The organism is Lactiplantibacillus sp. YT640, from assembly GCF_049745435.1.
Taxonomy (GTDB): Bacteria; Bacillota; Bacilli; order Lactobacillales; family Lactobacillaceae; genus Lactiplantibacillus; species Lactiplantibacillus plantarum.
Genome location: NZ_JBMNVY010000005.1, coordinates 161,643 through 187,269, shown reverse-complemented (window position 1 = coordinate 187,269; position 25,627 = coordinate 161,643). Strand labels below are relative to the sequence as shown.

Annotated in this window: 25 protein-coding genes; 14 read left to right on the top strand and 11 right to left on the bottom strand. The window is 45.0% G+C overall.

Going from position 1 to position 25,627, the window contains the following annotated elements; all coding sequences use genetic code 11:
* Nucleotides 1-18: 18 nt before the first annotated feature.
* Nucleotides 19-663: a DNA-3-methyladenine glycosylase I gene (locus tag ACOV1R_RS05875; protein WP_015380882.1), complete on the bottom strand. Its 645-nt coding sequence runs from the start codon at nucleotides 661-663 to the stop codon at nucleotides 19-21.
* Nucleotides 664-789: 126 nt separating this feature from the next.
* Nucleotides 790-1,326: a hypothetical protein gene (locus ACOV1R_RS05870; protein WP_027822670.1), complete on the bottom strand. Its 537-nt coding sequence runs from the start codon at nucleotides 1,324-1,326 to the stop codon at nucleotides 790-792.
* A 114-nt stretch (nucleotides 1,327-1,440) separates the two neighbouring features.
* On the opposite strand from ACOV1R_RS05870, the gene ACOV1R_RS05865 reads away from it, so the two are divergent.
* The gene (locus ACOV1R_RS05865; protein WP_021356996.1) at nucleotides 1,441-2,334 is read left to right on the top strand and encodes a metal ABC transporter solute-binding protein; all 894 of its coding nucleotides are present in this window, start codon (nucleotides 1,441-1,443) and stop codon (nucleotides 2,332-2,334) included.
* Here ACOV1R_RS05865 and ACOV1R_RS05860 read toward each other — a convergent pair.
* Nucleotides 2,320-2,667 (bottom strand): ASCH domain-containing protein, encoded by a 348-nt coding sequence (locus ACOV1R_RS05860; protein ID WP_003642275.1) that lies wholly within the window; start codon nucleotides 2,665-2,667, stop codon nucleotides 2,320-2,322. The genes ACOV1R_RS05865 and ACOV1R_RS05860 overlap by 15 nt on opposite strands.
* A gap of 148 nt (nucleotides 2,668-2,815) precedes the next feature.
* Between ACOV1R_RS05860 and ACOV1R_RS05855 the strand changes: the two genes are divergently transcribed.
* Nucleotides 2,816-3,418, top strand: a complete 603-nt coding sequence (locus ACOV1R_RS05855) for an SdpI family protein (RefSeq protein ID WP_003643363.1) — start codon at nucleotides 2,816-2,818, stop codon at nucleotides 3,416-3,418.
* 160 nt (nucleotides 3,419-3,578) lie between these two features.
* On the opposite strand, the gene ACOV1R_RS05850 is transcribed toward ACOV1R_RS05855, so the two are convergent.
* The 3 genes from ACOV1R_RS05850 to ACOV1R_RS05840 form a co-directional block, all read right to left on the bottom strand.
* Complete coding sequence (locus ACOV1R_RS05850; RefSeq protein WP_021356995.1) at nucleotides 3,579-4,241, bottom strand: LysM peptidoglycan-binding domain-containing protein; 663 nt, start codon at nucleotides 4,239-4,241, stop codon at nucleotides 3,579-3,581.
* A 439-nt stretch (nucleotides 4,242-4,680) separates the two neighbouring features.
* Nucleotides 4,681-5,295 (bottom strand): LysM peptidoglycan-binding domain-containing protein, encoded by a 615-nt coding sequence (locus tag ACOV1R_RS05845; RefSeq protein WP_015380879.1) that lies wholly within the window; start codon nucleotides 5,293-5,295, stop codon nucleotides 4,681-4,683.
* 383 nt (nucleotides 5,296-5,678) lie between these two features.
* Nucleotides 5,679-6,122, bottom strand: a complete 444-nt coding sequence (locus tag ACOV1R_RS05840; RefSeq protein ID WP_003642271.1) for a MerR family transcriptional regulator — start codon at nucleotides 6,120-6,122, stop codon at nucleotides 5,679-5,681.
* Nucleotides 6,123-6,227: 105 nt separating this feature from the next.
* On the opposite strand from ACOV1R_RS05840, the gene ACOV1R_RS05835 reads away from it, so the two are divergent.
* From ACOV1R_RS05835 to ACOV1R_RS05815, 5 genes are all read left to right on the top strand, one after another.
* Nucleotides 6,228-7,247, top strand: coding sequence for an SDR family oxidoreductase (locus ACOV1R_RS05835; RefSeq protein WP_011102005.1), 1,020 nt, complete (start codon nucleotides 6,228-6,230; stop codon nucleotides 7,245-7,247).
* A gap of 196 nt (nucleotides 7,248-7,443) precedes the next feature.
* Nucleotides 7,444-8,826 (top strand): glycoside hydrolase family 1 protein, encoded by a 1,383-nt coding sequence (locus ACOV1R_RS05830; RefSeq protein WP_015380877.1) that lies wholly within the window; start codon nucleotides 7,444-7,446, stop codon nucleotides 8,824-8,826.
* On the top strand, nucleotides 8,826-10,298 hold the full coding sequence (locus ACOV1R_RS05825) for a PTS sugar transporter subunit IIC (protein ID WP_003642268.1): 1,473 nt from the start codon (nucleotides 8,826-8,828) through the stop codon (nucleotides 10,296-10,298). Before ACOV1R_RS05830 ends, ACOV1R_RS05825 begins: the two co-directional genes overlap by 1 nt.
* 23 nt (nucleotides 10,299-10,321) lie before the next feature.
* Nucleotides 10,322-10,648, top strand: coding sequence for a PTS sugar transporter subunit IIB (locus ACOV1R_RS05820; protein WP_003642267.1), 327 nt, complete (start codon nucleotides 10,322-10,324; stop codon nucleotides 10,646-10,648).
* 452 nt (nucleotides 10,649-11,100) lie between these two features.
* The gene (locus tag ACOV1R_RS05815; RefSeq protein ID WP_003642266.1) at nucleotides 11,101-11,547 is read left to right on the top strand and encodes a PTS glucose transporter subunit IIA; all 447 of its coding nucleotides are present in this window, start codon (nucleotides 11,101-11,103) and stop codon (nucleotides 11,545-11,547) included.
* Nucleotides 11,548-11,749: 202 nt separating this feature from the next.
* Here ACOV1R_RS05815 and ACOV1R_RS05810 read toward each other — a convergent pair whose 3' ends face one another.
* Together ACOV1R_RS05810 and ACOV1R_RS05805 are read right to left on the bottom strand one after the other, a co-directional pair.
* The gene (locus ACOV1R_RS05810) at nucleotides 11,750-12,571 is read right to left on the bottom strand and encodes a helix-turn-helix domain-containing protein (protein WP_011102002.1); all 822 of its coding nucleotides are present in this window, start codon (nucleotides 12,569-12,571) and stop codon (nucleotides 11,750-11,752) included.
* A 130-nt stretch (nucleotides 12,572-12,701) separates the two neighbouring features.
* On the bottom strand, nucleotides 12,702-13,016 hold the full coding sequence (locus ACOV1R_RS05805; protein WP_003644899.1) for a hypothetical protein: 315 nt from the start codon (nucleotides 13,014-13,016) through the stop codon (nucleotides 12,702-12,704).
* A gap of 187 nt (nucleotides 13,017-13,203) precedes the next feature.
* On the opposite strand from ACOV1R_RS05805, the gene ACOV1R_RS05800 reads away from it, so the two are divergent.
* The 7 genes from ACOV1R_RS05800 (at nucleotide 13,204) to ACOV1R_RS05770 (ending at nucleotide 22,989) form a co-directional block, all read left to right on the top strand.
* Nucleotides 13,204-14,040: a metallophosphoesterase family protein gene (locus ACOV1R_RS05800; protein ID WP_003642262.1), complete on the top strand. Its 837-nt coding sequence runs from the start codon at nucleotides 13,204-13,206 to the stop codon at nucleotides 14,038-14,040.
* A gap of 64 nt (nucleotides 14,041-14,104) precedes the next feature.
* Nucleotides 14,105-14,467: a hypothetical protein gene (locus tag ACOV1R_RS05795; RefSeq protein WP_003643357.1), complete on the top strand. Its 363-nt coding sequence runs from the start codon at nucleotides 14,105-14,107 to the stop codon at nucleotides 14,465-14,467.
* 212 nt (nucleotides 14,468-14,679) lie between these two features.
* Complete coding sequence (locus tag ACOV1R_RS05790; protein ID WP_054519151.1) at nucleotides 14,680-18,018, top strand: alkaline phosphatase family protein; 3,339 nt, start codon at nucleotides 14,680-14,682, stop codon at nucleotides 18,016-18,018.
* Nucleotides 18,019-18,393: 375 nt separating this feature from the next.
* The gene (locus ACOV1R_RS05785) at nucleotides 18,394-20,394 is read left to right on the top strand and encodes an ATP-binding cassette domain-containing protein (RefSeq protein ID WP_015380873.1); all 2,001 of its coding nucleotides are present in this window, start codon (nucleotides 18,394-18,396) and stop codon (nucleotides 20,392-20,394) included.
* A gap of 994 nt (nucleotides 20,395-21,388) precedes the next feature.
* Nucleotides 21,389-21,955, top strand: a complete 567-nt coding sequence (locus ACOV1R_RS05780; RefSeq protein ID WP_003643355.1) for a cadmium resistance transporter — start codon at nucleotides 21,389-21,391, stop codon at nucleotides 21,953-21,955.
* A 23-nt stretch (nucleotides 21,956-21,978) separates the two neighbouring features.
* Nucleotides 21,979-22,293: an ArsR/SmtB family transcription factor gene (locus ACOV1R_RS05775; protein ID WP_003643354.1), complete on the top strand. Its 315-nt coding sequence runs from the start codon at nucleotides 21,979-21,981 to the stop codon at nucleotides 22,291-22,293.
* 15 nt (nucleotides 22,294-22,308) lie between these two features.
* Nucleotides 22,309-22,989 carry a TVP38/TMEM64 family protein gene (locus ACOV1R_RS05770; protein ID WP_003642256.1) on the top strand — a complete coding sequence of 227 codons (681 nt, stop codon included), beginning with the start codon at nucleotides 22,309-22,311 and terminating at the stop codon, nucleotides 22,987-22,989.
* Between the two features lie 45 nt (nucleotides 22,990-23,034).
* Here the strand turns inward: ACOV1R_RS05770 and ACOV1R_RS05765 are convergent, their stop codons facing one another.
* The 3 genes from ACOV1R_RS05765 to ACOV1R_RS05755 all read right to left on the bottom strand — a co-directional run bounded on the left by ACOV1R_RS05765 (nucleotide 23,035) and on the right by ACOV1R_RS05755 (nucleotide 25,453).
* Entirely contained in the window at nucleotides 23,035-23,307 is a 273-nt protein-coding gene (locus ACOV1R_RS05765; RefSeq protein ID WP_003642255.1) for a hypothetical protein, read from the bottom strand.
* A 122-nt stretch (nucleotides 23,308-23,429) separates the two neighbouring features.
* Nucleotides 23,430-23,861: a universal stress protein gene (locus tag ACOV1R_RS05760; RefSeq protein ID WP_003642254.1), complete on the bottom strand. Its 432-nt coding sequence runs from the start codon at nucleotides 23,859-23,861 to the stop codon at nucleotides 23,430-23,432.
* Nucleotides 23,861-25,453, bottom strand: coding sequence for an Nramp family divalent metal transporter (locus ACOV1R_RS05755; protein ID WP_003642253.1), 1,593 nt, complete (start codon nucleotides 25,451-25,453; stop codon nucleotides 23,861-23,863). The genes ACOV1R_RS05760 and ACOV1R_RS05755 overlap by 1 nt, the downstream gene beginning before the upstream one ends.
* Nucleotides 25,454-25,627 lie beyond the last annotated feature (174 nt).

Here is a 25,627-nt window from a genome sequence, read left to right as displayed (position 1 = left end):
CAGCGCAACAAGCCTGGGTTAAGGCTTAAAATGTCCGAGTTGGTGCGGTGAGCGTGGGGGCAGCATCGTTGACGAAGGCCGGGGAGTCGTCGTAATAATACCCAGTTGGTCGGGACGTGCCGTAATAAAACCGGTGTTTACCAGCCAAGCATTAATCGTTACCGGACCGACAAATTTAAAACCAACTTGTTGTAAGTGCTGTGCGATGCGATCGCCAGTAATTGTTGTGCGCGGGAGTTCATCATAATACTGGGGCTGGATAATTAATTGTTGATGGCCCAATTGTTGCCAGAGATAGTCTTTAAAAGACTGTGTGGTCCGAATTTGTTGAATCAGGCGGGCGTTGTGAATCACGGCTTCGATTTTACGACGGTTTCGTATGATGGCCGAATTGCTGAGGAGATTGGTGATTTGTTCTGGGCGATACGCTGCCACCACCTCAATTTGCCAGGCGTCAAATGCTGCGCTGAATGCTGAGCGTTTATTGAACACGACGGCCCAGTTGAGACCAGCGGCAAAACCGCCAAGACTCAGAAACTCAAATAATTGTTCATCGCGCTGAAGCGGGATACCCCATTCGTGTTCAAAGTAATACCGGTAGCCGGCATCGTACGGATAGTAACGATTGAATAGTGGATCATCATCAAACCAGTTGGTAATCATTAAACAAGCCTCATTTCCAAATCAATTAGTAGACACTAACTAAATACGGTAAATGGGTCGGAAAACATGTGGATAAAAAAACTTTTCCAATCCTCCTGAGAATGGAAAAGTTAACTTAAAGCGTGTTCAACGATGATCTTTGATTACAAGGTTAGTTGGCATGTGGCGAACGGTTTTCGTCGCGTGGTCACGCTTGATCTGAGCTAGAATGGTCCTCATACTGACTGTGGCAGTCAAATCTTTTTTAAAAGTATGCACACCAAAGCTGTCATAAGTGACCTGGTCATTTTTGAGTGTGAACCAGTTCGGCTGGAGTTGCTTGGCATCTGCCTTAATGTGTTTATCAGACCAAACCAGATACTTAGTTTGCCCCTGGTCAGTGTAAATTTCGACCTGCCAACCCAAGCTGAAATCACTAACTTCTTGCCAACGCTGAATCTTTAAGTGCTTGATCGCGTAATAAATAATGCAGCTGTATTTTAAAGCAGGCTGTTTAGCAATGGTCGTTTCGGTAATCGGTTGTGGTTGTTGGATAACGCGTGATTTGTGAACCGTAGTTGTGGTGGCTCGCGGGGTGCGGTGTAGGTTGCGGTGTAGGGTGCTGAGACCAACAATGGTACCGATAATAAGAACAGTGATAATCGGAATCAGAATTTTTTTCATAAGAAACTCCTAACGAATAAAATTGTAAAACGTAAATATTACTATTTACAAGAATGGCATTTATTGCTATTCTTTAAAACGTAATGATTACTATTTAAAAAGGGAGTGGCAATTGTGAAACGTTTGTGGCTATTACTAGGTGGACTTGTTATTGGTGGGGGCTTGTTAACGGGCTGTCAGTCTAAGTCAACGACTGCTGAATCGCATAAGGTCAACATTGTTGCGACGACGAATTTTTATGGTAGTGTGGCAAAAGCTGTCGGTGGCAAGCACGTCAGCGTGACGTCAATTATCAACAAACCGTCCGTTGATCCCCATGATTTTGAGCCAACACCAACCGTGGCTAAGATGGTTGGTCAGGCTGATCTCGTCATCGCTAATGGCATCGGCTATGATGGCTGGATGAACAAGGTCGTGCACTCGACGCAACGGGCCAAATTGATTCGGGTCGGCGAGGACGTGATGCATCGCAAGGAAGGGGCTAACGAGCATCTCTGGTATGACAGTGCAACGATGCCCGCCACCGCGAACTATCTCGCTAATCAGTTGGCTAAAAAGCAACCCCAGTATCGCACGTATTTTAAGGCCAACGCCCGCAAGTACATCGCCACGCTTAAGCCGATTCAACAGGAACAGGCCAAGTTACGAGCGAAGGCTAACAAGTTAAAGAATCGGCAAGTGTTAGTCAGTGAGCCCGTCTTTGATTACGCATTGACCAGTTTAGGGTTTAAGGTTGCTAATCAAGACTTTGAAAATGCGATTGAGAAGGGCACTGACCCAGCACCGCAAGTTATCCACAAGATGCAGCAGGCATTAAAGAGTCGGCAAGTCGCCTTCTTTGTGAATAACAGCCAAGTTAGTGATAAATTAGTGACTAACATGGTGTCATTAGCCAAGAAGAATCAGGTGCCAGTGTTGAATGTGACTGAAACCATGCCAGCTAAGTTGACTTATCAACAGTGGATGTTGACACAGTATCGCCAGCTCAACCAGTTATTGTCCGATTAAGGGACGGACCTGCAAGGCGACGACGCCCGATTGCGCAACTTGGACGGGGGAATACAACGTTAGCATTTCTTGAACCATCTGTGTTACCGGCGTTCCCGGGGCACTGCCGACTTGAACGGCGGTGTATTCGCTCAGTAAGGATTCAAAACTAGCGAAACGCGTGATGTCGATGAGCTGAGTGGTGAGCTGCTGGCCAGTCGTCAGATCGATGAAATTTACAATGTCACCGACTTGTAAGGCTTGGCGTTTTGCATCGTTTAAACGGATTTCAATTGTTTTGAGCCCCGATTTTATTAACAGCCATTGTGGATGAATCAATTGCATGGTGGTCATTGAACGTCCTCCTAATCAGTTTAGTCTTAATTATAGTGGATAACTAACGAAATAGGGGCCTAAATAATGGCAATGATGTGCCTGAACACCGGATATTAGTGGTAGGTAGCTGGCGCCTGTCTATAATTAGGTTAACAATACAAGGGGGATGGCACAATTGGCAAAACGAACAGCGATTCCAGTTAGATTACAAATCGTTGGCACGATGAGCGCGTTAATCATCATGTATGCGTGGGGCCGCTCACTAATCGGCCAGCCGTTGCAATTGGGCAATCAACAGTTTACTTGGTTAGGGTTGGTTTACTTGACCGGCGCTTTTCTATTCTTGTTAGTGGCCCCATGGCTGACCAATCGCTTAGCGTTGACGCCGTTTGACTTCATAGCGATGACGGATCATCTGGCAATGGGGTGGTTGGGGTATCTTATCCTAATTTTAGTCGTTCCGATATGGTTTCAGCCGGCCAATTCCGGGCTTACACTCGGCGTGCTTTCCAGTGTGGTTGGTGGAATTTGTATGGATGTTCCACAGAATGTGACCTGGGGTATCCGGGTACCCTGGACGTACAACTCGCCAGTGATCTGGAAGAAAGTCAACTGGCTGACCGGACTATTGTTATTAATCGCCAGTTACGGCATGGTTGGCATCGGCTGGGTATGGCCCACACTGTTCCCAATCTATCAAGTGAGTGCCATTGTGGGAATTATCGTGATTGCGTTGGGTTATGCGCACCATTTAGCCCACTTGACGTAAGTTGTGTTGGTGATTATTAACACGGCAAATTGATATACGCGGATCATAATTAGGGGTCGCGAGTGGCACAAGTCACGTTAATCGTGGTTAGTTGAAGCGTTGTTAACAATCGTTGAACGGCAAAAAAGGCTGGAAAATTCCAGCCTTTTTTAGTGTCTTTTTAATAGAGGGCCCAGGCTTGCATGCCTTGTGCATAGTACAAGTTAACTGCGGCGTCGATTTGTTGTTGAACGGAACCACCACTAATATGGATGTTTTGAAATAAACCGTATGCACCACTTGCACCGTTAACGACGTGTGGTTGCCAGTTAGATTCACGATTGATGATGTGATTCCAAGTTCCGGCGTCAACACCAGTCCGTGCTTGCATTTGACCGAGCACGTAACTTTGTAAGTTATCACCCGAATAGCTTTCAGTTGCCGGGGTAGTTGCTGGTGCCGAAGCAACCGTCTCGTTAGTTTGTGCTGGTGTTGTTTGAGTCGTAGTTGCGGCCTGTGTTTCAGCTGGCTGGGTTGGTGTGGTGACCGGTGCCTGTTGAACTGGCGCTGAAACGACCGGTGTCGCTGGTGCTTGACTAGTAAGGTCCTGGGCGTTCGCCCCTGGAATCCGTAATTGTTGGCCTGGTAAAATTAAATGGCCGTGAATGTTGTTGGCTGTTTCGATTGATTCGATCGTCGTCTTATATTCTTGTGAAATTGCCCAGACACAGTCACCCTTCTTAACGGTGTAAGTTGCGTCGGCGTGTGCAGAAACAGTTCCGGCCAATAGTAGGCCAACCGTTGCAGCGGATGTTGTTAAGATTGTGGTTAATAATTTTTTCAAGTTATACTCTCCCATTTTTGTAAGCAATCAGCGTGTCGTACAATTGTTGATCAACAAAAATTAGTATAGCGGCGACTTATTACTCGCATGTGTCGCTAATTTTAAGAAGCGATTGCGAGATTCTGAGAAAATTATGGGGAGCAAATATTTTACTGAATAGTTGAAGACTATCGTGACGGGACGTATCGGTGACAATATATCGGCTACTAATATAAAAAATATGACAGAAATAGCAATATAATAATTACTGAAATTACCGATAGTTGAGCCAGTTAGCAAAAATAGCGGCAATTACAATGTTTAACGTGACATTCCCAATATTAAATAGTTAATACCGGTATTGTTCTTATAAGTTTAAAAGGGTGTTGATTATAGAAAGTAATTTACCGCAACAAAAAAAGTCGGGAAGGATTCCCGACTTTGTCTTAATAGTTTTAGATTAAAGGGCCCAAGCAGCCATACCTTGTGCTTCATATAAAGCAACGGCAGCGTTAACTTGTTCTTCAACAGAACCACTGCTGATGTGCATGTTCTGGAATAACCCGTAGGCACCACTAGAACTGTTGCGGACGTATGGTTGCCAGTTGGATTCACGCGTAATAATCGTGTTCCAAGTCGAAGCTGAGACACCAGTCCGTGATTGCATCTGACTTAAAACGTAACTCTTCAAATTGCTACCAGTGTAGCTTGAAGTCGTGGAATCAGTTGAACTTGTTGAAGTGGTCGTCGCGGTTGTGTTGCTAGTTGAACTAGAACTAGTCGTTGAAGCACTTGAACTCGTTGTGTTTGAAGTCGTTGACGAGGTGTTGTTATCAGAACTGGCTGAACTCGTCTTAATAGATAGTTTTTGACCAGGTAAGATGTAGTGACCCTTGATGTTATTAGTCGTTTCAACATGATTGATAGTTGTGTTGAATTTTTGTGCGATGGCCCAAACGGAATCACCGCTCTTAACGGTGTAAGTTGAGTCGGCGTTAGCATTGAGGACACCGGCGAATAATAAACCAGCGGCTGCAGCTGAGGTAGTTACGATTGTACTTACAAGTTTTTTCAAATTAGACACTCCTATAAATTTTGTGATTATCGATTAAATAAGTTACTGACAAAAATCTTAACTGCGATGTCATTCGCAATCAACAGAACCCAGTCTAACGCCTCCGTGTTACTTGTTAGTGTCGCGAGTTTTAAGAACGCAATGCAAAGATTACAAGAATACGGACTTTTGTAATCTTCGTAACCGAACTGTGACTTTGAAAAAGGCTGGTTAAATCGGTTGATAGGGGACAGTGACAAGCTAAGTTAATCAAGTTGAGGTTTGCCTAAAATTAACATTATGACGTGAAATCACCCAAAATTCAGCCATAAAAAAAGCCGATTATTTTAGTATAATCGGCTTTTAGTGCTTGAAAATGGTGTCAAACACGGCTATTTAACAGTTTATTCCGTCACTGGAAATGGATCTGCTAAACCGAGGGCTTGTTTTTCAGACTTCGCTTGAGCAATTTCCTCTTGCACTAATTCACGCGCGTGCGGATCACTATATAGGTTTAATTTGTAATCCACTTCCTTCAGATTCTTCATAATTTGGGCTTGCTGAGCGAGAATGGCATTGCGGTGAGTCGTCAGCAGTTCTCGTCGTTGTGCAATCGATTGGGGACCTGCCATGACATAACTGATATATTGGCGAATAGCACTGATTGCCATACCGGTATTTTTGAGGCAAATAATCGTATGTAATAGATGAAGATCGCCGTCTGTAAATGCTCGGTAGCCGGATTCATTGCGACTGACAAAGGGAAGTAAGCCTTGTTTATCATAAAAACGCAAGGTGTACGCACTTAGTCCGACCTTATCAGCGACTTCTTTAATCGTATAGGTCAAAAAGATTCCTCCTAACACTTGCCTTAGAGTATTGTCTAAGGTTTATATTAGCTATATTAACAAGCCATGATGAAAAAAACAACCAATATTCCGGGGGAATTAAACATGAATAAATCATTAGTATTAGTCACTGGCGGTAATGGCTTCTTAGCCAGTCATATCATTAAACAATTATTAACAGCGGGCTATCCGGTTCGGGCAACGTTACGGTCGTTAGATAAAGCAGCTGGTGTGAAGCAGACGCTAGCGGGTACACCTAACTTAGATCGATTGACATTTGTTGCTCTGGATCTGACACAGGATCAGGGTTGGGCCGAAGCAATGCGTGACGTGACGTATGTGATGAGTGTTGCGGCACCAGTATTTGTTAATCAAGGTCAGGCTTCTGATGAGGTCACTAGTGCGGCCAAGGTCGGCACGATCCGTGTTCTAAAGGCAGCGACGGCGGCCGGTGTTAAGCGGGTCGTCATGACTGCCAACCTTGGTGCCGTTGGCTTCAGTCGTTTGGATCATGATCATCCCGTCACTGAAGTGGACTGGACCCGCGAAGACCAACCGGGGCTTTCGTTGTATGAAAAGTCGAAGTTGGTTGCTGAAGAGGCTGGCTGGGCGTATTGCAAGGCGCATGCTGATAGTCCAGAATTCACGACGGTTAATGCCGGTGCCATGCTTGGGCCATCGCTTAATGGGCACGTCACGGGTAGTTATAATCTAGTTAGTCGGATATTAACTGGGCAGATGATGCCAAACCTTAAAGTCAATGTCATCGACGTTCGCGATGTCGCTGACTTAGAGGTTCGGGCGATGACGGCGCCTGCAGCGGCCAATCAGCGTTTTCTAGCAGTGGCCGCCACACCAATCTCGATGCGGGACCTCAAAACATTGATTCAAGAACAACGGCCGCAGTTGGCTGCAGGCCTGACGAAACATTTGATTCCAGACTGGTTTGTGCGGGGGTTAGCCCCATTTAGTGGGCAATTACGCGAGTCTAGTTTGATGATCCGCATCAATCACGAGGTCAGTACCCAAAAAGCCCAGCAATTGTTAGGGTGGCAAGCGCGCTCAGCTGATACTGCGGTATTAGCCGCTGTCGATACACTGGTTAAGAATGGTTTGAATAAATAGGACGATCAAAACGGTCTAGCAGTAGTATTTACTGCCAGGCCGCTTTTTGTAGCTACTTTAGTGGCAACCGGACTTAGTTATTTTAACAAAAGTATATATTTTTAAAATAAAAGTATTGATTTTGAAATAGAAATAGGATAGTATTATTTCACGAGGAAAGCGTTTTCCAAAATAAATGACACAGAGGAGGAGTTTGATGGATAAGGAGCGACAGATGCCCAAGGATTTTTTCTGGGGTAATTCAGTGTCAAGTATGCAAACTGAGGGTGCTTGGGATGAAGACGGTAAGGGCCGTTCAGTTTATGATGTTCGTCCTGCGACAGCAACCACTTCGGATTGGCATGATGCCATTGATGAATATCATCGTTACGAGGAAGATCTTGATTTGATGAAGGACTTACATTTGAATATGTATCGAATTCAGATTTCATGGTCACGAGTAGTTCCAGATGGTGATGGTGAGTTTAATGCCGCTGGGATTGCGTTTTATGATCGGCTGGTTGATGCGATGCTGGCACGGGGGATTACACCGATGATTTGCCTGTATCACTTTGATATGCCGTTAGCCTTAGCTGAAAATGAAAACGGGTTCATGTCGCGCCACACCGTTGATGCGTTCGTCCGTTTTGGTGAAAAGATGATTGCCCATTTTGCTGATCGGGTTAAATATTGGATCGTGTTCAATGAACATAATTTATACTTTACCGACGAAGTCTTCAACATTTCAGGGTACACCAAGGGTGATCAAAGTGTTAACGACTTATACCGGATTTTCCACCATACTATGTTAGCGCACGCGCGCCTAGATGACTTTGTTCATCAGAACTACGATGACGTGAAGATTGGTGGTATGTTAGCTTACACCCCGGTTTATCCAGAAACAGCTAAGCCAATTGATATTATGGCGGCTCGTAAGAGTGACGAATTTTTGAACAACAACTTGAATGACGCTTACGTGCACGGGCATTATTCACCAGAAGTCCTGCGTTACGTTGAACAACAGGGCATCGATTATGATTTGCAACCAGGTGATGAAGCAATCATTGGCAAAATGAAAGCGGATTTTTTGGCTTTTAGTTATTATCGTTCAACGGTTATCAACGGGGATAAAATACCCGTTGATGCCGTTCCGAATCGTTATCTCAATTATTCATTTGAGGCCAACCGCTTTTTACAAGCTAATGAATGGGGCTGGGCGATTGATCCACTCGGTTTCCGCAACTTGATTACCAAGTTGTATGACCAGTACGAAGTACCCGTGTTCCCGATTGAAAATGGGATTGGGTTACGCGAGCACTGGGATGGCCAGCATATGATCGAAGATGATGAGCGGATTACTTATCATGAAGAACATATCAAGGCGATGAAAGATGCCATGTTGATCGACGGCGCTAAGGTACTAGGTTATCTCGGCTGGGGCTTGATTGATATTCCAAGTTCACACGCAGATATCGAAAAACGTTACGGAGTTGTTTACGTTAACCGGAGTAATCATGATCTAAAAGACTTAAAGCGGGTTCCCAAGAAGTCATATTATTGGCTGCAAGGGGTCCTAGCAAAAAATGGAGATGAATTGTAATGGAAAATAGTAGTAATGGTGCTGTTAGCAATTTCATTAACAACAAAGTTTTACCGCCAATAATGAAGTTCGTTAACACTAAACCAGTTAAAGCCTTACAAGACGGGATGGTCTACGCCTTACCATTTATTATCATTGGGTCCGTATTCTTGATCTTATCTAATATTCCAATTCCAGCTGTGGCTGCTGTTATTAAGGCCTCTGGTTGGGCAGCGTTCTTTAACCAGGCCTATACAGTAACGTTTGGGGTTCTTTCACTTTGGGCGGCCGTTGGGATTGCCTATGTGTATGTGCGTAACGAAGGGTATGAACCACTGCCCGCTGGGTTAACTTCCATGGCCGTATTCTTACTTTTGCAAACGCTTAACATTGCCAATCCATTAGTAGCTGCGATGGGTAAAGCCGGTACTGGGATTACCAATGCTGCTGGGAATGTCGTGATGTCAGGTAGCGCCGTTTCACAGAATATCGATAAATTACCAAAGGTCCTACAAAATTTTGTGCAAGCACCCGTTACTGGGGTTGTTAATATTACCTGGCTAGGTGGCCAGGGGATGATCGCTGCCATTATTGTCGGTATCTTAGTTGGTTGGGCTTACTCCGCTATGATTCGTAAAGGTTGGAAGATTACCCTACCAGAACAAGTACCAGCCAGTGTTGCCAACCAATTTACTGCCATGATTCCTGCCGGGGTCATCTTGATTGTTGCAATGTTAATCTTTGCGGCCTTCAGTGCTTTCGGTAATACTGACATGTTGCAATTTATTTACAAGGTTCTTCAAACACCGCTTCAAGGATTATCCGATTCACTCGGTGGTGCGCTGGTTATTGCGTTCTTAGTGCCATTCTTCTGGTTCTTTGGGGTCCATGGTGGGTTGATCATGGGTGCCATTACTAGTGGGTTACTGATTCCGAACACGTTCGACAATGCTTCATTATATAAAGCAGGTAAGTTGACCGTTGCCCAAGGTGCCCACATTGTAACTAATGAATTCTACAATAACTTCATTAACTTAACTGGTTCTGGGATTACGATCGGACTTGTTATCTTTACGTTGTTTGCTGCTAAGTCCGTTCAATTTAAGACGATTGGTAAAGTTGAATTTGTGCCAGCATTATTCAACATTAACGAACCATTCTTGTTCGGGTTACCGATCGTGATGAACCCATTCTTGGCAATTCCATTCTTCTTGACACCGGTTATCGTGGCCTTATCCACTTATCTGGTCATCTACTTCGGCATTGTGCCACCATTGAATGGTTTCGCGGCACCGTGGACGACCCCAGCAATCATTTCTGGCTTCCTGATTGGTGGCTGGAAGATGGCTATCTGGCAAACAATTACGTTGGTCATGTCAACTGCAATTTACTTCCCATTCGCTAAGAAGTACGATGCTATCTTAACGAAGGAAGAAGGCGAAAAGGCCGCTGCGGAAGCTGCTGCTGGTAACGCTGAAATTGAAAAGATGTAATTATAGAAAGGAATTAAATAATTATGGCTGAAAAAATTATTATGTTGGCATGTTCTGCGGGAATGTCAACCTCACTATTAGTGTCTAAGATGGAAGCTGCGGCAAAGCAAGATGGTGTTGATTACAAGATCTTTGCCACCTCAGCGGCTGATATTGACCATCAACTGAGTCAAGATCCGCATCCCGATGTCTTGTTATTAGGACCACAAGTTCGCTACATGGCGAATGACGTGAAGAAGAAGACTGATAAGGCTGGGATTCCAATGGATATCATCAATATGTCCGACTATGGCATGATGAATGGTGAAAATGTCTTACAAGCAGCTGAAAAGTTACTCGGCGACAGATAATTAGGATTTAACCGGGAAAGTCAATGCAATCGTGAATCACCAACGTGTGCGGTGGTTGCTTTAACATGATTGGGACTTGTCCGAGTGATAATCAAACACTAACCAAATCCTAGATTGTTTTGGTGGTGGGCATCTCAGGATGTTATATATGTTACGATTCCTCACTGGCTAATTGCTGGTGGGGAATTTTTTTGGTGGTGGCTGTGGCCGCGATACGGTACTGCGAGGGTGTGCAGGCGAGTAAGCGAGAGAAGCATGTAGTGTGGACGTTACTTTGGCAGTGCTTAATTTTAAAGGACGGCTGCTGATTCAAAATGGCTATTAATCAAACAAATTAAATAAAACCCTTGACCTGAAACCCGTTCGAGCAGTTAGGATAAAGGTAATCAAAGAACGGTAGCTGGCCAGCGCCATTATGGAAATCTATTCATCAAATTCGGGAGGGTTTTATCATGGGACTATTTTCATTTGGTAAAAAAGTTAAATTATATGCACCAGTCGATGGCACACTGATAGATTTAGCCACAGTCGCTGCGGGTCAGACGGGGTTTGCGGTGACGCCAGAACGCCACCATATCTTCAGTCCAGTAACGGGAACCGTCAGTGCCCTGATTCCAGAACAAAATGCGATCGAACTGGCAGCTGGAAAGCTGACGGTACGGTTACGAATGGGTGTTAATACCAGCGCAACTCCGGCAACTTATGTTCATGAAGGCGACCAAGTGACACCAGAAACACCACTCGCTTTTGTGGATCAAGAGCAGGCCGCTGAAAATGGGGAGGATATGACGGTGTTGGTGGTTGTGGATAAAGGTGGGCAACCCGCTGAAAAAATCAGTTTATCCACAAGTGGACAAGTGAGCCACGACCAAGAAGTTGCCACGGTTGTTGCTAAGTAGGACGGATGATGGGGCTAATCGTGTGTAATTGTTTGCGATGAGCTGAGTCAGAAGGAATTTCATCGCGTCACCACAGTTGATTGATGCAAGGTCAACTAGCAATTGCAATGCAGTTGTTAAATACGAAAACACACTTCAAAGCTGCTACTTTTGAAGTGTGTTTTCGTGTTCAGTTGATTTTTGATTGGCGGTTGCAAGCAATTCAATCTGCCGCAGAATGAGCCTGTCCTTGTCCACAAGCCATCAGTTCAGCTTGGTAGGCATCATTGATGCGATTGAGTGCTTGGTGAAATTCCGTGATAACTTTGTTCATTTGGCGCTGATACTTTTCATCCAACGAATAACCGTTTTGAACTTGAGTTTTAGGCCCCGTTGTTTGATTCAAGTACGCCTTTAAGTCATCGTCTGGCTGTAACTTTTCGTATAAATCGACATTGTCTAGTAAGCGGACGATCCGGTTGTATTTACCCGTAAAGGTCCGCCGAATAATCTGTATTCGGTGACGAAAGACATAGCAACCGGCCTGAATGACGGCTTGAGGTTCTGGGTAGGTTGTCGTTTGTTGGTAGTGTTGGACGATTTCAGGAACAATCTGCCGAATCGCATTATTGATAGTCGGTGTAATTAAGGCCGCCGCGATTTTAGTTGGGTCGGATACGCCCTGTTCAGTCTGTGAGGCCGAACTGAACAAGTCACTAGAAAGAATGTTCGGATTGGTCGTAGTTAGGTCCACATATTCCCATAGTAGGACATTGAATTCTGAATGATTGAGACCACCATTTTGAAAGACAGCGGTGACATATTCAGTCAAACTACCGTATAAAAGGTAATTAGTGGATACGTCAAAGTATGCAGCTACTTTAGCGAGTCGGTCCGCGTTAGCTAGCGTACGTCCCTTTTCCCAGTCATTAATTGTGCTTTTTCCAGCCAAGCCAATCGCAGATGCAAGTTTGGCCATACTTAAACCAGCGGCAATTCGAAGTTGGTGAATACGATTACCAACTTGTTGTTTATCAATCTGCAATTTGATTTCCCCCCTGATTGGTTCTTAGTATATTCTAACATAGGGAGGGAAGCGCTCGCATTGTTAACACTGAATATATTAGCACTTTCGATGATTGGCGTGGTAACGACAGATAAGTAGTATCAAGTGCTTAGTGATACTTATGAATAATTGTCATAAAAGCGGTGCTATTATTTACCGGCCAGCCGTCTAGTTGGATTTCATAAGGTTGTTCCGTACCAGGATAAATATGACCGGGAATCGCAACCTTTTGCCGGTGGTCGTGAATGATCAGGAAAAACATCGCAGGTCGACAAAGGATGGTCACGTGTGCGGCCAGGCAGTCGCTAAGCGTGGCTGCTAAATGCTGGCGAATGGTCGTTAGTCCCGCAGCCCCTTCATTAATAACGATTGACCAATCGAATGCCAAGTCTGAATAGGCGGCTAATGGTGTTAATTGTTGCATGTTGAATGCCTCCTCCAAGGTATTAATTAGACTAAATATTACTATTAGCATACATGCAAATAGTTGTGATGACGACCATCTGCGCTTGTTATGGTCAATTAATAAGCTGGCTTAACAGAGATCATGCGACAAGTGTAAATTGCCAGCGTATACTAGAAGTATTATGTGCAAAAGGAAGTGTCGAGAAATGCAACACCGGATTGCTGTGCTGGCAGATATTCATGGAAACTTGACGGCGCTTAATGCTGTGTTGGCGGATGCGCGTCAGCAAGCCGCGACGGATTATTGGTTCCTCGGTGATCTATTCTTACCCGGCCCGGGTGCCGAAAAGCTCTACCAGACCTTAGCGGACACTGCGCCGTCAGTATGGTTGCAAGGTAATTGGGAACAGGGGATTAATGCGGTCATGACTGGAAACGGGCGACTGGATGATCCTTCACAGATTTATTTTGCACGATTGACCGCGTATCTGGTGACCCATCTGAGCAAATCACATTACGCTGAATTAGTGCAACGGCCCATTGCGACAACGATGGTCGTGAACGGGTTAACTTTTCAACTGGCCCATAATCAGCCGGAACGCTCGACTGGTCACGACCTGTATCCGGATGAACGCCAGTCTAATTTTGATCACCTAGCTGGTGATGCGGATGTGGCCGTTTACGGCCATACCCACCAACAAATTATGCGGGTGAGTCAGCGGGGCCAGCTCATTATTAATCCCGGGGCGACAGGCCAACCTTATAGTCCATACGCTAAGTTCATGGCTGATCAGCGTGCTCACTATGCAATCTTAACGGTGGATGACGCGGGTCGAATCAGTGTGGATTTTCGAAAAGTTGATTATGATATTAGCCTTGAGTTGACCGTTGCGCGTGAACAACAATTACCATATTTAGACTTATATGAACATCTTCGCCGGACTGGTTTTACGAGTACCCATGACCAAGCCTTATTGGGCAAACTGAACGCTAAGTTTAATTACGCTAATGAGGTACGACGATTTTTTGGCATGCAAGCGTGATAGTTAGTGGTAAGTTAGTGAGTTAACTCTTATAATGATTGAACAGGATACGAGGAGGGTTTTCATGAACTTTGCACCATCAGAATGGTTTGGCTTTAACAAGCGAGCTAGACATGATATGACGTTTACTAAGACTATCAATGGCGAGACCAGTACCAAGCAAGTGTACGGGCACTTTAACGTGTGGGCCCTGTTGTTCACGTGGTTTTATGCGCTGTTCAGTGTGCGGTGTCGAACCCCGTTTTTCTTACTGAAAACGGCGGTGCCATTCTTAGGCATGCTGTCGTTAAATATGGTGACGCAGCTGTTTTTTAGTGACCAAGTTGTCATGAGTATCGGGTTACTAGGCGATATTTGGTATGGTTTTATGTTTGAGACGTGGTTTAGAAATCAGCTGGTTGCAAATGGCTATCAACAAACGGCTTAGTGCGACAGGAATAGATTAGCTTATCAGGCTTCCCAGCAAGACGTGGGGAGCTTTTTTGATTGGGGTCGTTGACAAGCTTCTGGCTAGTAAAGTATCGCAACATAAATAATATCGTTTCTTTACAAACATCTGACTAAACACTTTACATTCCTTAACTATTCTTAAAAGTGCAGTTTGTTTTACGATAAAAAAGATGGAGTGATAATTTTATAATGATAAAGCCGCGTGTTTTAACGACCTTATTAGTTTGTTCAGCAATCTTAACAACGACGGTGACCCCGGCCGTCGCTGCAGTAACCCCGATGGCGACTCCGAGTGAGCAAGTTGCCGAACCAGTTGCCAGCCCGGCCGTTCCAACAGCAACCTTGAGTTTGGCAATTCAAAATCAACAATTGGTTGATTTAATTGGGCAGACGCAGTGGCAAACCTATGGGCAGCCTGCCGTGACGAAGGACCCTGAATTTAACGACCAAGTGTTGAACTTGGATGGCAAATCAGCGTTTTACACGACCTTCACGGATCAGCAGTTTGCAAAGTTACAGAATGGGATGGCGATCGAGGCGTACTTTAAATATGATCCAGCCGCCGATGCCAATGGTGAACATGAGATCTTTTCTAGCCAACAGGGTGGTGGTTTAGGACTTGGGGTGCAAAACAATCAAGTCGTTTTCTTCGCCCATGATGGTTCCGGCTATAAGACTCCTAAAGGCACCTTACATAAGGGGCAGTGGGTGCATGCGGTTGGTGTGATCGATAAGAATAAGACGGCTAGCTTGTATCTGGATGGCCAGTTAGTCCAACAAGTGGCTATGCCCGGTGATTTAAAGCTGGCACAAGGAACCAAAGACTTTGTGCTGGGTGGTGATGCGGTTCCTGGAAGTCACGTTCAGTCAATGATGACCGGTCAAATTAGACAGGCCCGCTTGTATGATCAGACATTGACGTCGCAACAAGTAAGTCAATTGAACGTTGAAGCACAGGTCGGCAAGCAGCCGGTCGCACCCGTACCAGTCGACCAAACGATTGCGACGAAGCTCGTTGGCCCGAAGCGAATTGCGAGTGGGCACACTTATGGTCTTAATGTACACGCCCGGCAAATCAAAGCTACCGGTGCCGCCCCAATCACCATGGATGTCATGTATGATGCGGCTAAGTTTGACTATGTCGGTGCAGAACGTCTCTTACAAGGGGGAAAGACGCAGATCCAACTGATTGCGCCTGGCCGTATTCGCCTGACTACGACGGCGAACCTTTCAAAAGCTGAATTTAAAATGTATGCGCAAACGCGGTTAGCGCACCTTAATTTGAAAGCTAAGGCCGCTGGTGAGACGCAGATCAAGTTTGAGCAGCTAACTAAAGATACAACCATTGAACTAGGGCCAGCTCAAACTGTTGAAATTCAAGGTAAGTACGCGCTAGATTATAACGGTGACGGGATTATTGGTGTTGGTGACGTGGCCCTGGCAAACGCAGCCGATAAAGTGGCAGCCGCCAATGCAGCTGAAATCAAGCCTTATAAACACGTGGTCGTTTTAACGACTGATGGTGGTGGGAACCCCTGGGATCCGAAGGGAATGTACTATGCACAAGGTGCGGAGCAAGGAACTAAGACTCCCGTATGGACAACCAACCCAGAAATCATGAAGAAACGTCGGAATACGTATACGATGGACTTATTCAATAAGCAGTTTGCAATGAGTACGTCAGCGCGGGCCGTTTCACCAGCGATTTCGGCACAAAACTACATTTCCATGTTACATGGTCGGCCATGGGACACGCTACCTAAGGAATATCAAGGGACTAACGCGACCATGGGACAAGAATACTTTGCAGACTTTAACAAACCACAAGCAATGTTCCCATCAGTATTTAAGATGTTACAAGACGATAATCCAACTCGGGGCGCTGCGGCTTTCTCAGAATGGGGACCAATCGTCAATAGCATCATTGAACCAGATGCCGCGGTGACTACTAAACAGTCAGCTTCGCTGAAATCCTTTGATGATGTGGCTAACTATATCGGCACGCCAGAATTTCAAAGTACTGGGTTAGTCTACATGCAAAGTGATTATATGGACGGTCAGGGACACGGTCACGGCTGGTACAATGACAATTACTGGGATAAGTACGCGCAATATGATGCGCTGTTCAAGCGAGTAATGGATAAGCTTGAAGCAACCGGTCACATTCATGATACGTTAGTCATTGCCAACGCTGATCATGGCGGTTCTGGCAAGAATCATGGTGGTTGGGATGAATATAACCGCAGTATTTTCATGGCGCTCGGTGGCGAAACGGTCGATAATGGCCGCCGTTTGCATGGTGGAAGCAATGCTGATATCAGTACGCTCATCCTGAATGCTTTGCAAGTCCCACAGACACCACAGATGTTTGACAGTCAGGTCTTTGACTCATCGGCTTTTCTTAAGCAGACTGACCTATCGAAGAAGAAACGTTCAGTTGAAACGTTAAAGCTCAGTCGCAATGATCAGGAAGCAAAAGTTCAATTGACTCATAACCAAAACCGGCAACTGACGGCATTTGATCTGCAATTGGACTTAGCAGGTCGGGAAGTCGCTGACGTTAAGGTTCCAACCGGCGTGCAGATTTTACGGCAGACGGTCGCTAATGGTCAATTAAGATTAACAGTCAGTGCCAGCCAACCCGTGACTGACCTGGTGACGATTAAACTCGTACCAAGTAAGACGCGTGCGGCTAAGACCATCATGTTAAGTCAAGCAATGGCTGCCACTGCCGACGGTACAGAAGTGCTTGTGGATTTGGATAATGATAATCCACTGACGAGTACGGCTAAACCCGACGAAAACGGCAGCACGACGACTAAACCAGATGGCAATGGTACTGCGGTCAAGCCGGATGAAAATGGCAGCACGACAACTAAACCAGATGGCAATGGTACTGCCGTTAAACCGGATGAAAATGGTAGCACGACAACTAAACCAGATGGCAATGGTACTGCCGTTAAACCGGATGAAAATGGTAGCGCGACAACTAAACCAGATGGCAATGGTACTGCCGTTAAACCGGATGAAAATGGCAGCACGACAACTAAACCAGATGGTAACGGTACTGCCGTTAAACCGGATGAAAATGGTAGCAACACGACTAAACCAGGTGGCAATGGTACTACCGTTAAGCCGGACAAAAATGGTAGTAGCACAACTAAACCGAATGGCAACGGGACTGCTGTCAAACCCGACAAGCATGAAACTAGCACCACGGGGAGTGGGACAGTTAATACATCAGGTGCAGACAAAACGAGCACCAACGACAATGGCACTTCAATGACGGCCGGTACAGCTAGTTCGCATGCAAGTACAGTCACGGATCGGGTGACGAGTGGCACGGTATTGCCTGAAACTAGCTCGAGTGCAACTACTAATCATGGCAGTCATTCGACAGGTCATCATGGTAGCGGCTGGTTACCACAGACAGGTGAAGCGGTGCAACGCTGGCTAGCAGTCGCCGGCGGTGTGTTCCTCATGCTGACTGGTGCAATCGCGGTTTGGTGGCGGAAGCGACGCGCCTAGGTAAATATAACTTGGCACGATAATTTTGGAAGTAAGCACGGATGAGGCAGTTTCTGGGAACGGTGTGTTTCTCGAAACTGCCTTTTGTGCACGCTGATCAACGGTGGTGATGTCGGTTGAAGTACCAGAGCGAACCAGGTTGTAATGTCACTCCTTAATAATTAATTTCAAATTATTTAGCCTAATAGTTAGTTTTTGTTTTTATAGTCTAACTAAAGTGCTATGATAAGATTCAATAAAAATAAGGTATAAGATTTTTTCCACAGTTGTTTTTTTGGTAAACTTAATGACTAATAGTCACAGTTAAAGCCCTTGATATAAATAAAGGGGAGTTGGCACACGATATTGACGTACAGTAAGGTAGGGTGAGCGAGGATGAGCTACTTAGAATTAAAAGATATTCACAAGGCCTATTATTTAGGCAAGGAAGCTTTCCCAGTCTTGAATGGGATTAATCTAACTTTTGAACGAGGTGAATTCGTTGCGATTTTAGGGGAATCTGGCGGTGGTAAGTCAACGTTGATGAATATCATTGGTGGCTTGGATCGGCAATTTCAGGGACAAGTGTTATTGCAAGGAACCGCGTTAGATCATCACCAAGAGAAACAGATGGATCAGTATCGGCGTGAAACAGTCGGTTATATTTATCAATCATATAATTTGATCAACCATCTGTCCGTGTTAGACAATGTCCTGATCTCGTTAGATATGACCAAGTTAAATCGGTCAGAACGTGAGCAACGAGCTAAGCAACTGTTAACTCAGGTGGGGTTAGCGGATCAAATTAAAAAGTACCCGAACCAATTATCTGGTGGCCAGAAGCAGCGAGTTGCGATTGCCCGGGCTTTAGCGAGTGATCCGCAGATTATTATCGCGGATGAACCGACTGGCGCATTGGATTCTGAAAATACCACGGAAGTTTTGAAAATTTTGGATCAGATTGCGGCGGAAGGTCGGCTTGTAATTTGTGTGACACATTCGCAGGATGTTGCGAATGCGGGTACTCGAATCGTGCGCTTAGCTGATGGTAAAATCACGGATGACGAGCGGGTGAAACCCGCTTATCCGGTCGATGAAAATCGCCAACAGATTGCGGCACGTAAGTTACCGTGGTATGTGCCACTGAACACGGCGTTTAAACATCTACGCTATACTTGGACTTGGAACTTGATTATTATCATTGGGACAGCGATTGGTTTATTCGCAGTGATGTTGTTTAACGGGTTAGGTAATGGCCTCAAGGGGTATATTAATCAGGAAATCAATGATATGGTCAATCCCCGTGTCGTGACAGTGAGTCGGTATCAAAAATCGAGTCAAAGTCAGCGAGGCGGCAGCCAAGAAGGTAACCAGCAGGCAGCTGCCATGGGGGCGAGTGTGGCGACGACCAATCAGCCAACGTTCAGTACGGCCCAACTGAGTAAACTGAAAAAAGTTGCGCATGTTCAGACCGTTCAGCCAATTTTGAGTGCAAGCAACGCGACAATTACAGTTGGTAATAAAGACTACACCGCTTCATCGTTAACAACGTGGACGGCTTCTAACCGGAAGTCGATTATTAAAGCTGGTCACGTGGCTGGTAAGAATGAAATCGTCGTCGATAAGAGTAGTGTGGCGAAGAAATGGTCATCTAAGAATTGGAAGCAATTGGTCGGTAAGAAAGTGACTGTGGCTTTTCAGACAACGAATAAGAGTGGTAAAAGTGTCACGGTTAAACGGCAATTAACGGTTGCTGGGATCACGGACAGCACGACTGGAAGTGGTGTGAACGCCGTGACCTACGCCACTATGAAAGATATGCGGTCAGCAAAGAATTTAAGTACGCAGCCAACTTCAGTTGCGGTGAAAGTTGATTCGCGGGAGCATAATGATGCTGTAACCAAGCAGATTAATAAGCTAAAGATTGATGGCAAACGGGTTTACCGTGCCACCAGTATTGCCAGCATGCTTGATACGGTCAATACGTATGTTAACTTAGCAACCACGATTTTGGCGGCAATCGCTGGAATTTCCCTACTAGTCTCAGCGTTAATGATCATTGTGACCATGTTCATGTCGGTCAGTGCCCGGAAGAAAGAAATCGGAATCTTACGTGCGCTGGGTGAAAGTCGCCGTGATATTCGGCGATTGTTCACGAGTGAATCATTGATCATTGGGGTCATCAGTGCACTACTAGCTACTGGAATTGCTTATGGTATTGGAGCTGCCTTGAATAAGGTCCTCTACCAAATCGCCAGCTACAATATGATTGAGATTCAGGTAAGTAATATTATCTCGACCTTTATCATTGCCCTGGTGATTGCCTTATTAGCAGCCATCTTACCAGCTTGGCGCGCCGCTCGGTTGAATCCAATCGATGCCCTCGCCGCTGATTAAGTAATTGTGAGTCATTAACTAAAATAGTCTGTTAGTAAAACGGTAATGAAGCCCAGAACGGGATTCATTACCGTTTTTTGTGCGTGGGGCCTTTGATGCTAATTTGCTTTACATATGTCGAAATTGACATATAATGAAGACAACTAAATAGAACACACATTGCGCGAGCCAATTTGTCATGAATCGTGATTAAAATGTGCAAAGTTTTTAAGTTCAAAAGCAGCCAGCTATGGACCGCTGGGAAAGTTCGACTCAGCGTAAACTTGTTTAGTTAATTCGTCCTACACNGTCATGAATCGTGATTAAAATGTGCAAAGTTTTTAAGTTCAAAAGCAGCCAGCTATGGACCGCTGGGAAAGTTCGACTCAGCGTAAACTTGTTTAGTTAATTCGTCCTACACCGACCTCCAGGCATTTCTGCCAATTGCCGGAACGTGGTGGGCACAGATTTGAGCCGAAAAACCACGTCTCAAATACTGGCCTTTCACTAACCAAGCACAGGACGCTTGCTAAGTGAAATTTCACCACTGGGCATTGTCAGAAACACCTTCCAGTCGGGATAGCGTTCGAATGGCTGATAGGGATGTACTCAACTTTTGCTGAATTTGTCGTTGTTTTTCAATCTGACAGTTTTCTCAATCAACTGTCAGATTGAAAAAGTCTTGTGATAACTCACTATTTCTAAATTACCGTAGTAATAATTGAATATTTCGAAAAAGTGGAGAAGGCACTCTGATATTTAACTGAAAGGGTTCAGTATCAAAATAGCCAACGACAAATTGTACCGAGTTCAGTGGCCGTTCATCAGCCATTCGAGCGGCTTCCCGACTGGAGGGGCTGGTGACAATGCTCAGTAGCCAAATTATTCTTAGCTGGAAGTGGGTTGCTTCCGGCTTAGGACGCGCACCGGCTGACGAACAACAATCTAAACTTGGCACGTTTTAATCACAGTTGATGCTAAATACTAGCACAACGCGTAAAGAAAAGTGGGTGAAATGATGCATTATGGGGTTTTAGCGTTAACGTTTTTGAGTGTCAATTTGGATTTTTTCTTGATGTTAGTTTTTTTATTGAAGAAGTATCGGTTGTGGCAGGTCTTGTTGGGCTATTTGTTGGGCAATCTTATTCTACTAACGGCAAGCTTCTTTGTGGGTAAAGCACTGACCTTATTTTTGCCAGAATGGTTATTAGGATTCTTGGGTGTGCTGCCGATTTGGCTTGCGTTTCACGACGATGATGATGATACCGCCGATCGGGCTGGTGGGTCGCCGGTGATTAACGTACTAGTTACTTATTTGGCCGTATGTGCTGGTTGTAATTTATCGATCTTTTTACCTGTGCTCGTTGGGGAAAGCATGGTACACTTTGTGATGACTTTAGGATTTATTGGTATATTGACGATGCTTGTCGTGCTTATCATTAACCAGGTGGCGGAAATCAAGGCTGTTCAAAAGCAAATAGCGGCTCATGGTGAACGGTTGATGAAAATTTGTTACGTGGTGATTGGCTTATATGTTTTCTGGGATAGTGGGCTAATTAGCCATTTAATCGCATTCCTATGATTGGTGAGAACGGAGGAATTGGCATGGAGGTCAGCGGGCCACTATTAACTGAGGCGGCTAAAATATACAAAGTATTGAGTAATGTTAATCGGATTAAAATCCTAATTTTTTTAGAACACCATGAAGCGGACGTCACGCAAATCGTTGAACATGTTCATTTGGCGCAGCCATTAGTCTCGCATCAGTTAGCAATTTTGTTTCAGTATCAGTTGGTATCTAAAACGAAGCGGGGGAAGCATGTCTACTATTGTCTAGACGATCCCCATATTTTGGAAATGGTTGATGCCATGATTGGACATGTGGCTCATGAAATTAAACATGAACCGCATCATGATTAATGACGGGAGGAAGTTGTGAAGGTTAAGATAACGAAACGACAGCTTATCAGTGGGGCAGTACTGCTAGCATTACTATTAATTGGACTGTTGATCTATCGCTATCATGGTACTTGGGAGATCATTCAGCATCGGGTATTTGATCAATCAGCACTGGTGGCCCAAGTTCGACGGCACCGCGCGATTGATATTTTATTAGTAGTTCCCTTATTGATTTGCTTTTCAATTATTCCAGGTGCCCCCGTGGCGACGATCAGTGTCGTTGCTGGCATCTGTTTCGGCAAAGGGCTTGGGGCAGTGTTAAATATTATTGGCATTACGCTGGGCAACTTGATTGCACAACGCTTTTTCGGACGGGTAACGGCTCGACGTGATCAACAGCCGTCAAAACTCGTGACGGCCATTGGTAAGATGCGGCACCCCTTATTAGGAATCGTGATTGGGTATACGATACCGTTTATTCCAACGTCATTAGTTAGTTTAGCGGCCATTGAAACGGCGGTGACACCCCGGCAGCTAGCCGCAGCAACGCTACTGGGCAGCATGCCCACGGCGATTATCTATGCTTGGGGTGGCGATGAACTGATTAAAGCGCACTTCAAGAATGCGTTGATGTTGGTTGGACTCTTGGTGCTCTTATTGGGATTGTTGTGGTTGATCCACCATGATCGTCAACGAGCAGTTGATTTGGATCATTAATAATTGAAATTATAAGCGGCGGGCCCGCCGCTTTGCCCGTAGCCGTTATGATGCAACTGGCTGGGTATGCTTGAATTGATTGATTTGAGTTGTGGTCAGTGTAACTGTCTTATATGGTAAGAAATGTTCAGACAGTTCTGAGCCTGGATCGGCCTGAAAGATCTCGACCGTGTCGTCAGCTAAGTCTAGCTGATAGACACGCCGCGCATGCGGGCTGTCAACATAAATAGCGGTAGCGGTGAAGGGCCGCCAGGTAAAATTAGTCGCCGGTAATAAGTGCCATTGTTCTAATGCGTCGTAGGTTTCGTTTGGTGTCATAATCGAATCCCCCTTCAGTGACTATTATAGTATGTTTAGGTTAATAGTCAAATAATGTTTTGTTAACCTAAAACCCCCGTTTTCACATTGAAAACGGGGGTTTTGAGGTTATTTTAATTGATTTAACGAATAACTAAAACTGAAATCGGTGCGTATTTTGCCATATAAGCAGCTTGGCTACCAAAGTGTTTGGCAATCCCCTTTTTGGCTAGGGAGCCAATAATGAGTAAGTCCGGTTGAACGTGGGGGATGACTTCCTTAACGATGGTCTCACCAGGTTCACCTTCCGCAATCATTGCGTGGACTTTGGTGACGCCAGCAGCTTGGGCTTGCTTTTGATATTTCAATATATGCTGTTCAAGTTCTTGGCGTTCCCCATGAATGTAGTCTTTACTGAGCGCTTGATAGACGTTCATTTCATCATTTTCAAGAATCGAGATAATGACCAGTTCGGCACCATCTTGCTTCGCTTGATGGATTGCATAGTCAAAAGCAAGTAAAGCATCGGCAGAATCATCAACACCAACGAGAATCCGGTTAAATTTAGTCGCCATTATTTGTTGGCCTCCTTTGCTGCTGCAGCAAGTTGCTGTTCAACGTAACGTTTGTTACCGCGTTGTAGGTCGAAGACGGTCCAGACAAGTAGGGCTAAGATAGCGGCAATCAAAAGGTAGGCTAGAATTTTAGAAAAAGTCTGTTCGCCAGCTGAAGGATTATCGCCAAAGAAGCCTAAGATTGAATCTGGTAGACCGAGTAAGTTTAAGAAAGTCAAACCGATGACGGATAACCAACCTAAACCTTTGATCCAAAGTGAGTTTTTGAATCGTTTGCCCATTTCTGCCGCGCTGTCAGTCATCATTAATAGTGGCAACATGGAGAATGGAAGGGCGAAAGCCAGAAAGACTTGTGAGTTATTCATCAGATTATTCAATGCAGTATGCTCGTCGATTGCACTCTTACCACTAGTTAATAGCACGCAAATGAGGACGGGAATAACGGAGATCAACCGGGTCACTAACCGCCGTAACCAGAGTGGCATCCGCATGTGGACGAACCCTTCCATGATGACTTGCCCAGTTAACGTACCGGTAATTGTGGAGTTTTGCCCAGAAGCCAGTAACGCGATGGCGAAGAGGGCTGAGAGCGCCCCAGATTTAGCAACACTGATTAAAATACCATTGCTTAACATTGATGTATTGGATAATGCTTCATAAAGACCGAAGAATGAAGGATCTTTAACAGCGCCACTCTTAAAGACGGCAACGCCCATAATCAATAATAGTGAATTAACCACGAAAGCGAATGAAAGTTGGATATTGGAATCCCAAGCAGCGAATTTAACGGTCCGCGCGACATCTTCCTCATCGTTGTGGTCAATCTTCCGCGTTTGTGAGATGGCTGAATGTAAGTACAAATTGTGTGGCATGACGGTGGCACCGATAATCCCTAAAGCACCAGAAAGTGGCGTCATACCGTTTACTGAACGACTTGTCGAGAAAGTGTCAGCGGTTGGGACTAGGCCCTTGATCACACCGCCCCAATCAGGGTTGGACAGTGCGACTTGATAAACGAATACGAATAAGATAACTAAAATCAAACAAACCACGATGGCTTCGATTTTCCGAAAACCGATTTTGGTCAATAATAGCAAAACTAAAACGTCAAGCACGGTAATAAACACCGCAATGACTAACGGAATGTTGAACAATAAATAGAGGGCAATCGCAGCACCGATAACTTCGGCAATGTCGGTCGCCATGATGGCTAATTCGGTTAAAATCCACAAGACGATTCCGAGTGATTTACTCGTCCGCGCCCGAATCGCTTGGGCCAGATCCATCTGACTCACGATACCAAGTTTAGCCGCCATGTATTGTAGTAGCATCGCAATCAAACTTGATATCAAGATGACAGACATTAGCATGTATTGGTAGTTTTGACCACCGGTGATGGAAGTTGACCAGTTACCGGGATCCATGTAACCTACCGCAACTAAGGCACCAGGACCTGAATACGCAAAGAGGGTTTTCCAGAAGTTCAGATTCTTGGGAACCTCGATGGTACCGTTAATTTCCTCTAGTGAGGGGCCGTTAGCATATTCAATCAATTTATGCTTCCGGTTTGGGGTGTTCGTCTTTTCGCTCAATTAAAAGACCACCTTTCTATATCTCTAAATCTTTGAGCCGTTGTCATTGTACAATAAATAAAAGTAAATGGAAATACTTTTTTAGGTATGCCTACAAAATAATTAAAACATTTTGATATAAAACATTCTAATTGATAATAATATTTTTAACTTACTAAGCAGTCAACCAAGCAG